The organism is Vibrio sp. 10N.222.46.A1 (assembly GCF_041473595.1).
GTDB classification, from domain to species: Bacteria; Pseudomonadota; Gammaproteobacteria; order Enterobacterales; family Vibrionaceae; genus Vibrio; species Vibrio tasmaniensis_A.
On the sequence record NZ_JBFRSN010000388.1, the window covers coordinates 1 to 8846 of the forward strand.

The following is an 8846-nucleotide window of genomic DNA, read 5'->3' on the forward strand; positions in this document are numbered from 1 at the left end:
GCTTGCTCGAACTCATGTTCAGGGAATTGTTCGATTTTAGGATGGTGCAGACCGACCCCAACTTCGCCAATTACTTGTATGTAGAACAAACACGACAGATTGGCTTATTGGATTTCGGTGCCACCCGTGAATACAGCGACCGCTTCAGTGATGGCTATCGTTTGGCCTTTACTTCTGTTGTTAATAAAGACGAATCAGGGCTCAATCAAGCACTCGAACAGATTGGATTCTTTAGCGAAGTCATACTGCCCGATCAGCGCCAAGCCATTCTTAACTTAGTGACTATGGCGTGTGAGCCCATGCTTGTCGACGAAGATTACAACTTCAAAGCCAGTGGTTTAGCACAAAGGCTTCGTGAAGCGGGAACCATACTCAGCATGGAGCAAGAGTATTGGCATACGCCACCAGCAGACGCTCTATTCCTCCACCGAAAGATTGGAGGCATGTACCTACTGGCATCTCGCCTTGGAGCAAGGGTGAACATAAGTCGTTTGGTCGCTCCATATCTCATCAGCGATGACACTTGATTAGTTCTTAAATAGTGACGGTTAATGATTAGCAAAGTGATCATTTCAAGTCGCTGAACAGTAATAACAGTTACGCCAACTAAAATGAGTCAGACTTATGAAACATTCACTGCTGTGCTCCACCGCCCTAATCGCAAGCCTAACAAGTTCATTCGCATTTTCAGCAAGCTGCCCTGAGATACTCAACGGCAAACAAAGGCTGCTAAATTCAAACGAAGAAATTGAGCTGTGTGAAGAGTTCCAAGGTAAGACTTTATTAATCGTGAATACGGCAAGCCAATGCGGTTTCACGCCTCAGTTCGAGCAACTAGAGCAGCTTCACCAAACGTATAAAGATGAAGGGTTCACGGTTGTTGGTTTCCCAAGTAATGATTTTCGCCAAGACAGAGGAAGCGAGAAGCAATCCGCAAAAATCTGCTACCTAGATTATGGCGTCACCTTTCCAATGATGGCGCGCGCGTCACTCTCTGGGCCAAACGCAAATCCAGTCTTTGCCGAAATCCAACAACAAGCCGGTATCAAACCGAAATGGAATTTCTACAAGTTCTTGGTCAGCAAAGAAGGCAAAGTGATAGCAACCTTCCCGAGTTCTACATCGCCAACCAGTAGCACCCTCAAAAATGCAATAGAGCAGCAGTTATGAGGTTAGATTACATGGAGACAACTCAAACACGCAACACCATGGCCAAGCTCGGTTATATGGGTTTAATCCCCTTTTTATTCGGCCTACTGTTATCACTCACCGACAGGCAATTCTTTAGCTTGAGCGGCGAAACACTCTTCATCACCTACAGCGTGGTTATCTTGAGCTTTTTGTCGGGCATCTTGTGGGGCAATGGGATAGAGAACTTCGAAAGCCAATCCAGCAACAAGGCTCTGATTCTTAGCAATGTTATTGTGTTGGCAGCGTGGCTAGCGGTGCTACTCGGTGAGCAACAAGAGTTCCTCACCACTCTGATTCTGATCTTAGGCTACATTGCGGTTTGGCGAGCGGAAAGGTCAATGAGAGAAGAGAATCAAAGTGAAGGCCCCGACGGCTACTTTGATATGCGAACCCGACTGACCTCTAGTGTCGTATTAATGCACGGTATCGTGATGTTGACCTAGGCGTGCGTACGCCCATATTTAAACCGGCATCAAGATGCGGGCTCTAGATAGGCACTCTCTTCTTTAATGGCACCAAAACCATCGACAAATACAACTCACAAACCAGTCAATTCCTACTGACGACTCACCAATAAATTCGCACCAGACAAGGCAAGAAACACAGAACATGCTTTATTGAAACGCTTGGCCATCTGAGGTTTTGAAAACCAATGTCGTAGATATAAGCCAAAGGCTGCATAGATAGAAATTGCGAGCATTTCTAATACAAGAAACGTACTTCCCAAAACAAAGAATTGAGTATTTACGTTCGCAGAAACATCGACAAATTGAGGAAGGAATGCAGTGAAAATGAGTATCGCTTTTGGATTGCCCGCAGCGAGTGCGAACTCTTGTTTAACAAGACCAAACCAGTTCTTATTTCGCTCGATATCCGCGACCGGGCTGGCTTGAGATCGCCATAGGTTAAACGCGATCCACAACAGATACATTGCACCAAATAATTTGATCAGGAAAAACAGCGTTTCAGAAGTATAAAGCACAACCGCTAAACCAGATGCAGCCAAAGCAATCATGCCGGAAAAAGCAAGGATTCTTCCTAGACCAGGGACAAAGGCGGCCTGAAATCCGTAACAACGGGCGTTGTTCATTGATAACAAATTGTTTGGGCCCGGTGTCATGTTGAGCGCGAAACAAGCGGGGATGAATAGCATTAACTTCCAGATTTCCATTTTTCGTCCTTGTTAAAAACTTCGTAAATATTTAATCAATGAACGAATGCAGAAAGCTCTGTATTTCAGCTTCACATGCCGCCATTTTAATTAATCATTACTCGACAATATAATGCTCTTCGTCTGGTTCAATCAAATTGTCTGCAATACCAATTTCGCCCGCGATGAAAATCGCACTCGCTATCGTTTCTAATGTTTTATTCGGCTCTCGATCCGGTACTTCGCCCACTTCAGGAACGGGCTGCGATCGCGAGATTGAATTACAAACGACACTTTCACAAACGATATTGTTTTGTTCCTGTCGAGAAACCTCAGGCGGCTTGAAACCCGATGAATTGAAGTCGGGAGTATCAACACTCTCGGTTGTAAAATGAGAATCACTGTATGAGGCAGCTGAAAACAGAGAGAGGAGCAGCATCCACTTATTCATATATCTTTCCATAGTTAGCATTCACTAGATTTATAAATACTATCTAATTAAAATAATTATGAACAGTGTTTTATTATCATTAATTCATATTTCCCTAGACGCTTATCAGAATACCCGCGCTCTGGGTGAAATCGGTTCAACTTACGTGGGAATGTTTGCCTAACGTGAGCTTATCGAGCAACACTTGTGGAACAGGAATAACAGAGTATCGAACAAAGACGACTAACGTCACTATTGCCACAAAACTGCCTAAAACAAAGTCATGAACATCAACCAGCGCCCAACCAAGAAGCCTGTCACTGGTAATCGCAAGTATGGCGATACTCACCGCAGCCATCCATTTACGATGATCGTAAGGCAAGTACTCCATCTTTTGGCTCACAATATAAAGCAGTGACAGCCTCACGGCATAAGTACCACAAAGCACCACCACCACGCCCCACACGCCATAAATCGGTGTTACAACAAGATAGCCAATGGTTGCTACAATCGCACACCCGCCTTGTATCCACATTTGCGATTGGCTTGAGTCACCGCTGAAACAACCAAGGTTGAGGTAATCCCCTGCATTCTTAATCACACCAATCGCCAAGAGTGCGACAACAATAGTACCTGCATACTGATAACTGCTGGGCAGAATCAAAGCAATAAAACCAGGCACCGTAAGGATCATCAAACAACCCAACACTATGGCCAGATTCACGCCGACTAGCGCTCTATCCGCACAGAATTTTTTACCGCCAGGCTGTTGTAGCATGGCCACCCGATTTGGAAACCACCACAAAGCATAAGGCTGCAGTAGTAAGCCAAGAAGCAACGCAAACTTACCACTGACCGCGTAAATCGCCAGTTCTTCAACGCCAACAAAGCTCGCCATCACCCAGCGGTCTAACCCTGTAATCATATACATCGAAGCACCACCGACTAACGTGGGCAATCCAAACTTTAGGATCTTAGCGGAGTATTTGAGGCTGCCAAATGTACCCATCTCTTGCCATTGATAACGAAGCAAACACAGCACCAGCAACACACTAGAAACAGCGGAAGAGATCAGAACACCATCAATGCCATAACCCGCTTCAAGCAACACGAAGGTCATTGCAGCTTGCACCGTTGCCTTCAATACATTGAGCATGCAAAAGCGCTTAGCTAACGCATTCATTCGCATCAGTGTTAACGGGATAGAAATCGCACCATCTAACATGGTCGGTATCAGAAGAAGTAATATTTGATAGGGCTGAAACTCGACGGGCAGCATCAATAACAACAACGGCATACTAAGAGCAATTAAAGAACCGCCTAACACACAGACCAAGACACTCAACGTGAAACAGTTAGAGGCCAGCTTTCTCTTTTCTTCACCCTCAGCGACGCCCACATAACGGTACATTGCCTCAACAATCCCAAAGCTAAATAGGATTGTCCCGATGTCAGCCAACAAGACGATGGCTTCTAAAGAACCGTATTCTGCCAACGTCATCTTATGGGTGATATAGGGGATCATCACGAGCGAGATCCCTTTCATCATCACGATACCAATGGCGTAATAGGCCGACTGTTTTAATGAACCCATTGGAGTCACCTATTCCTACAATGCAGGCATTAGGAAACTTTTACAGTCCCCAAGAAGGTGTCGTAAAGTTCTTTTTTGAGGAGCCAAAACTAACGAACGAATACTGTATGAGATGGCCAGTCGGTTTTGTTGTAAGCCTCTGTAATAGTCGGCGTAACCTTCTAATATTCTTGCCTTTGCAATTTTGAAACTGGACGTCGGTAGGTTCCATCGCTGACTGTCATTTTGGTAACGTTGAAGAATGGTTTCGATAGACTGCAAATTTGTCAGTTTAAGACTTTCAGTTTGGGTAACAGAACTCGCTCTCATCAAGTAGCCAACCTGCACAGAATTCAACACACCAATCTGATGATTTTCACTCATTCGAAGCCACAGTTCCCAATCTTCTGCATATTTTATATCAGGATTAAAGCTGTCTGTTTGAGAAAACACATCCGCTTTCACCATCACCGTTGACGTTCCAATAACATTGTTTTCAATGATGAACTCCAACGGGTTTTCTATATTGATAAACGCTTCACCTTGGTCTTGAAACTGCGACCAGTAACTAAAGCAGTCGACTATCACTTGGTAATCTTCAGTAAGGTGTTCGTAGTTAGTAAAGCTCATCGCGAGATCTGGGTATCGTTGATGAAATTCGAGTTGGCGTTCGAGTTTTTCAGGAAACCAGAAGTCGTCTGCGTCTAAAAAAGCGATGTATTCTCCGGTCGCTTTTTCAATCCCTAGGTTTCTCGCTTGAGGCGCCCCGACACCCAATGTGGATAAGGTAATAATGCGTTCATCTTCTATCGAAGCGAGATACGTCGACGTTCCATCGTTGCTGTTATCGTCAATGACAATGAGCTCAACATCTTGATGAGTCTGCTTCAGTACGCTGCCAATTGCCTTCGGCAGGTAATCCAAACAATTGTAGGTAGGAATAACAACACTTACTTTAGCCATAATGACGCCCTCAGATTTATACGTTATATGGCTGACGTTGCATGTTCTATGCCGAGAGTGCCTTGCTATGAAATCACTTTTAGATCAGTCGCCTACGCAGACACTCTCAAAATGACGAACAGGGTGATCAGACATGAGCGTCAAAACTCCAATTTGATTATCAATTTGAGAAAATGAGCGACTTCTTGGGGGATAACCTTCGGAAAACCATCGAAAAGCCCTCCAAAACTACGATTTTATCTTGGTTCGTATTTTGCTTTATTGGTTATTACCTTGGCTTGATAGCTTTAGTCATATGGATTTGAGGAGTAAGGAATGAAGAAAGTAGCATTTGTGGCACCAACCTACCCTGTACTCAGTGAGACCTTCATTCAAACAGAAGTCGACTCTGTGAAAGCGTGTGGGCACGATGTTTGTGTAATGACGTTCGAAATTGAAAACAGCGAAAAACAGTTCGACTACGACATTGTCGAAATAGGCAATAATGTTCGGATGGGTAAAGTCGCCTGCATTAATTGGATAGGTTTCATCAAGGCTATCTCATTTATTTCTAAGCAAACCAGCATGCCCAAAAAATCACTGTTCGCTTATGGATTCAAACTGGCGCTACAACTCGCCGAGAACGACGTCGAACACGTTCATGCGCATTTCTGTCAGCACACTACAGCTCACGCCATCGTCGCGGCAAAGCTACTGAACATCACCTGCTCGTTCGTTGCTCACGGTCATGATGTTTACGAGTTCGCTTATGATATTGAACAGAAGATTTCGTCGAGTGATTTTGTGGTCGCAGTGTGCAAAGACATGCTCACTGATTTCAACACCATGGCTAAGGGAAACATTAAGCTCCTGCACTGCGGAGTGAATACCAAACAATTCCAACTCACCCCCAAAACCGAAACGAAGCAACTTCGCTTTGTTTTTCTTGGTCGATTAGTGGAGCAAAAAGGTATCCACCATCTTATTGATGCATTGGCACCGATTGCCGAACCTCTCGACATTCATCTCGATATCATCGGTACTGGCGATTTAGAGCAACAATTAAAATTGCAGGTCAAAGAAAAAGGACTTGCTCGAAACGTGACCTTTCTTGGCGCGAAACCTCACGAGTGGGTGAAAGAGAAACTATCGAACTATGACAGCCTAATCGCGCCCTTCTGTTTTTCCGAAACCGGGTGTGTGGATACAGGGCCACTGGTTTTAAAAGAAGCGATGGCCGTGGGAACACCCGTCATTACCACCAACATCATGGGATGCAAAGAGATCGTCTCACCAGAGACAGGTTTTGTGGTTAGCGAAAAAAACGTGGAAGAATTAAGAGAAGCGATTGAGCGTTTCGCGCAGCTGAGCAGTAACGATAAAACATCGATGGGTTTAAAGGCACGTGAGAGAGTGAAAGACAGTTTTAATTCGATCAAACAAGCTCAGCAATTATCTCGTTGGATAGAGAACCCAGCTCAATAAGGAATAGCTCAGACGGCTGAGCATCGCAAGAACGGCTAAGCACCATACGAGCTACTAAGCACATCAAAACAACTGAGCACCACAAAAACAGAAGAGCGCTACATTGATTTGAAATGTAACGCTCAACTTAGCACAGCCTAATGATGGCAACTTATGCTTTCAGTAACTTTTATTAGCTTTTCATTAAGAAGCCTAGCTAGCCGGCTCGAAGTGCCAAAATAGACTCAAGATCTTCGATGTCACGATATTGAGCTAGCTCCTGCTCTTTCGATGAAATAGCCACAATCGACATTCTATCGGCCAATTCGTTACCTTCAATACCAACGTGACCGTTCACATGGTAGATGGTGATTTTTGAAGCCAGTTCTTGGTAGAGAGCATACGCAGGCTTAATAATATCGAGGTTTTTGATCTCGCCGCCCGACTTGGTCCAGCCCTTTTTCTCCCAACCCGTTGCCCACTTAGTAATACAATCTATCGAGTACTTAGAGTCACAATAAATCGCAACAGAGAGGCCTGCGTTTAACTTCTCTTTCGCGAGAACAAACGCTTGCTTAAGCCCATGTAACTCGGCGGTATTGTTGGTACCAACAGGCTGATACAAGCCATACCACAATTCTGTTAACTGGTTGTTTTGGTAGACCGCTAACCCCGTCCCTGCTTCACCAGGATTTGGTTCACAAGCACCATCGGTAAAGATCTTGATATCAAAAGGCATATCTGTGATTTGCTGCTCCGAAAGAGGCGGCACCTTAGCTTTCGTCGCCTTCCCCGCAGAGCTTGGCTTTGTAGCCGAAGAACCTGACACAGACGACGTTTTACCACCGAAAGCAGACTCGGCCTCGCCTAGTGTTGGAAACGATTTATATCTCGCACCAGCAAAACCATCAACTTGCGACTTACACTCATTCCAAGTAGTAAAAATACCCGGTGTACGACCTTTCCAAACCACATAATACTTCTTAGCCAAACTAACTCCTTACCAAAACCTAAACACACAAATAGTGAATCAGTACATTAGATGCCACCAAGCTATACGTTGCAAGGTCTATCACTCTAAAACAGGTCTAAAAAAGCTGCGTTCATAACTCACGATGCAATCAACTTCGTCTGCAAATTCAAACGCTTTAATGCACTCAGCATCGCTCAGCGACTTAACCCGATATTCTTCGTAGGCAGTCAAACTTTCAAAGGTAAACAACGCCAATGCAATATTGTTCGCCCCTTCCGACGGTAAGAAATAACCGTTGTGTTGACCTCCGAATTTAGCGACCAGAGGAATCCACATTTTTGCGTATGCCTCAAACTCACTTACCTTTTTAGGATCAATTACATATCGAACATAACAAGTAATCATAGTTATTCAGCCCTTAAATAATAGGAGAAACACAAAGCCGAAGTTGACGTTGAAGCTCAAGAAAAAAGGTAATCAACCGCAACGAGGTTATAGAACAAAAACACGCCCATACTGACGCCAATCGTTAGCAGCACATTGCCTGTTTTCCAAATCAACAGACCTGTGACCACCGCGCCTATCAAGTATGGGTTTTCAAGGCTTGGCCAAAATGTTTGTTCTGGTGCAAATACAATTGGCCCCCAAATCGCAGTCAGTACCGCAGGGCTTGAATAACGCAATAGGCGCCTTGCGGTTTGATTGAGTCGAAGCGGGATTGCAGGCTCAAGAAACAAATACCGACTAAAGAAAACAATCGCCGTCATAAGTAATATCGTTAACCAAATCATCTCTATTTCCCCTCCACGATTGTCTTGTTACCGTTGTTTCGCTCTTGGAACGATTCGCTGAAAAAGCCCGCTAACATACCAGCGATCGCTGCAATCATTAGCCCGCCCTCAATATTGTTAACCGACATGGCAACCGAAGTGACCAGTGAAACCACCACACACACAACGACGGGTAGAGTTCGGATTAATGGGAACACCAAGGCGATAAAGGTTGCTGCGACCGCAAAGTCGAGCCCAATTTCATTAAGCGAAGGAATTTGGCTTCCCGCGACAATGCCAACGAAGCTCGCGATGTTCCAAACGAGGTAAAAACCACCACCGACACCTGCAGC

The 8846-nt window shown here is 44.7% G+C and carries 11 protein-coding genes and 1 pseudogene; 4 read left to right on the forward strand and 8 right to left on the reverse strand.

Annotation, left to right across the window (positions count from 1 at the left end; all coding sequences use genetic code 11):
- The 3 genes from AB4496_RS12285 to AB4496_RS12295 all read left to right on the forward strand — a co-directional run.
- The coding region (locus tag AB4496_RS12285) for an AarF/UbiB family protein (protein ID WP_372131053.1) at window positions 1-527 on the forward strand (527 nt) is incomplete at its 5' end.
- 97 nt (window positions 528-624) lie between these two features.
- Window positions 625-1170: a glutathione peroxidase gene (locus AB4496_RS12290; RefSeq protein ID WP_009847223.1), complete on the forward strand. Its 546-nt coding sequence runs from the start codon at window positions 625-627 to the stop codon at window positions 1168-1170.
- Window positions 1167-1634, forward strand: coding sequence for a DUF3429 domain-containing protein (locus tag AB4496_RS12295; RefSeq protein ID WP_009847224.1), 468 nt, complete (start codon window positions 1167-1169; stop codon window positions 1632-1634). Before AB4496_RS12290 ends, AB4496_RS12295 begins: the two co-directional genes overlap by 4 nt.
- A gap of 113 nt (window positions 1635-1747) precedes the next feature.
- Here the strand turns inward: AB4496_RS12295 and AB4496_RS12300 are convergent, their stop codons facing one another.
- The 4 genes from AB4496_RS12300 to AB4496_RS12315 all read right to left on the reverse strand — a co-directional run bounded on the left by AB4496_RS12300 (window position 1748) and on the right by AB4496_RS12315 (window position 5307).
- The gene (locus tag AB4496_RS12300; protein WP_009847225.1) at window positions 1748-2362 is read right to left on the reverse strand and encodes a LysE family translocator; all 615 of its coding nucleotides are present in this window, start codon (window positions 2360-2362) and stop codon (window positions 1748-1750) included.
- Between the two features lie 97 nt (window positions 2363-2459).
- The gene (locus AB4496_RS12305; RefSeq protein ID WP_102257805.1) at window positions 2460-2813 is read right to left on the reverse strand and encodes a hypothetical protein; all 354 of its coding nucleotides are present in this window, start codon (window positions 2811-2813) and stop codon (window positions 2460-2462) included.
- A 115-nt stretch (window positions 2814-2928) separates the two neighbouring features.
- Window positions 2929-4365, reverse strand: coding sequence for a lipopolysaccharide biosynthesis protein (locus AB4496_RS12310; protein ID WP_102257804.1), 1437 nt, complete (start codon window positions 4363-4365; stop codon window positions 2929-2931).
- 15 nt (window positions 4366-4380) lie between these two features.
- Entirely contained in the window at window positions 4381-5307 is a 927-nt protein-coding gene (locus AB4496_RS12315) for a glycosyltransferase (protein WP_102257803.1), read from the reverse strand.
- A gap of 315 nt (window positions 5308-5622) precedes the next feature.
- On the opposite strand from AB4496_RS12315, the gene AB4496_RS12320 reads away from it, so the two are divergent.
- Complete coding sequence (locus AB4496_RS12320) at window positions 5623-6771, forward strand: glycosyltransferase family 4 protein (RefSeq protein ID WP_102257802.1); 1149 nt, start codon at window positions 5623-5625, stop codon at window positions 6769-6771.
- 196 nt (window positions 6772-6967) lie between these two features.
- Here AB4496_RS12320 and AB4496_RS12325 read toward each other — a convergent pair whose 3' ends face one another.
- The 4 genes and pseudogenes from AB4496_RS12325 to AB4496_RS12340 form a co-directional block, all read right to left on the reverse strand.
- Window positions 6968-7741, reverse strand: coding sequence for a viroplasmin family protein (locus tag AB4496_RS12325; RefSeq protein ID WP_102257801.1), 774 nt, complete (start codon window positions 7739-7741; stop codon window positions 6968-6970).
- Window positions 7742-7822: 81 nt separating this feature from the next.
- Window positions 7823-8128 carry an NIPSNAP family protein gene (locus AB4496_RS12330; protein WP_102249511.1) on the reverse strand — a complete coding sequence of 102 codons (306 nt, stop codon included), beginning with the start codon at window positions 8126-8128 and terminating at the stop codon, window positions 7823-7825.
- A gap of 56 nt (window positions 8129-8184) precedes the next feature.
- Window positions 8185-8514 (reverse strand): AzlD domain-containing protein, encoded by a 330-nt coding sequence (locus tag AB4496_RS12335; RefSeq protein ID WP_009847233.1) that lies wholly within the window; start codon window positions 8512-8514, stop codon window positions 8185-8187.
- A gap of 2 nt (window positions 8515-8516) precedes the next feature.
- Window positions 8517-8846, reverse strand: a pseudogene (locus tag AB4496_RS12340) (branched-chain amino acid ABC transporter permease); the annotation flags it as partial.

What these genes read in the sequence shown, in the direction of transcription:
- AB4496_RS12290 (WP_009847223.1), top strand. Translation starts at nt 625, where the DNA reads ATGAAACATTCACTGCTGTGCTCCACCGCCCTAATCGCAAGCCTAACA.
- AB4496_RS12295 (WP_009847224.1), top strand. Translation starts at nt 1,167, where the DNA reads ATGAGGTTAGATTACATGGAGACAACTCAAACACGCAACACCATGGCC.
- AB4496_RS12300 (WP_009847225.1), bottom strand. Translation starts at nt 2,362, where the DNA reads ATGGAAATCTGGAAGTTAATGCTATTCATCCCCGCTTGTTTCGCGCTC.
- AB4496_RS12305 (WP_102257805.1), bottom strand. Translation starts at nt 2,813, where the DNA reads ATGCTAACTATGGAAAGATATATGAATAAGTGGATGCTGCTCCTCTCT.
- AB4496_RS12310 (WP_102257804.1), bottom strand. Translation starts at nt 4,365, where the DNA reads ATGGGTTCATTAAAACAGTCGGCCTATTACGCCATTGGTATCGTGATG.
- AB4496_RS12315 (WP_102257803.1), bottom strand. Translation starts at nt 5,307, where the DNA reads ATGGCTAAAGTAAGTGTTGTTATTCCTACCTACAATTGTTTGGATTAC.
- AB4496_RS12320 (WP_102257802.1), top strand. Translation starts at nt 5,623, where the DNA reads ATGAAGAAAGTAGCATTTGTGGCACCAACCTACCCTGTACTCAGTGAG.
- AB4496_RS12330 (WP_102249511.1), bottom strand. Translation starts at nt 8,128, where the DNA reads ATGATTACTTGTTATGTTCGATATGTAATTGATCCTAAAAAGGTAAGT.
- AB4496_RS12335 (WP_009847233.1), bottom strand. Translation starts at nt 8,514, where the DNA reads ATGATTTGGTTAACGATATTACTTATGACGGCGATTGTTTTCTTTAGT.